This is a genomic window from Ruegeria sp. AL12 (genome assembly GCF_056540885.1).
The window spans coordinates 1-678 of the sequence record NZ_JBQFXN010000133.1 but is presented as its reverse complement, the minus strand read 5'-3'; the positions used below and the strand labels follow the sequence as shown (position 1 = coordinate 678).

Below are 678 nucleotides of genomic sequence, written 5' to 3'. Positions count from 1 at the left end.
ACATCTCTGATGACATGTCCTTTTTTCGAAATACGGACTCTCTTCTGAGAAAGCTCATCACATCCAATTTGGTGCGGTGGAAGAAATACTTTGCAGGGCGGTTCCGGTACCCGTCCAACATTGGAAGATTTGAGCGCGCGGATTTCCAAGGATAGAAAATCTGCCGCAGCTTAGCTGGCGACGTAAGGGTTTCTCGACCCATTTCCTCCAGAAGCAAACAGCGCTGAACACCGGAGTTTGCATCGCACCAACAAAGGTAAACAAGCTTTGGATCGCTTAGTTTAGAAAACTCTGAGATCAACTCAACAACAACACGCTGAATGCCCGAGTAGCGATCAACTTTTTTGATATAGTCGATTAGTCCTGAGATATCGAAGAATACTTTTTTGCCATCTTGGTTAAACGTAGGGGCGTTCATAGCTTACTCTCCATGCAGTCTGCCAGATGAAGTGGTCTCATCTTCTTGGATTGTTTCGCAGTAATACCGAAGTGTACTGATTTTAAGGGCTTTTGCGACTAACTCGACTTCATGAGCAAGTAATCGCGCTTTTCTGGAAAATTGAGGTTCACACAACAGAAGGGCTGACTCTTGACGGCGAGTGTGGCGTCTGCCTGACAGAATGCCGAGTAATGCGGAGACCTGCGCGCAGCGCCGAGGTCGATTGGACCAAAACCACG

General features: G+C 47.3%; 1 protein-coding gene. It reads right to left on the bottom strand.

Annotation, left to right across the window (positions count from 1 at the left end; all coding sequences use genetic code 11):
* A partial coding sequence (locus tag ACR0C6_RS21825; RefSeq protein ID WP_480621252.1) for a hypothetical protein occupies positions 1–418 on the bottom strand: 418 nt, incomplete at its 3' end.
* Positions 419–678: the final 260 nt, after the last annotated feature.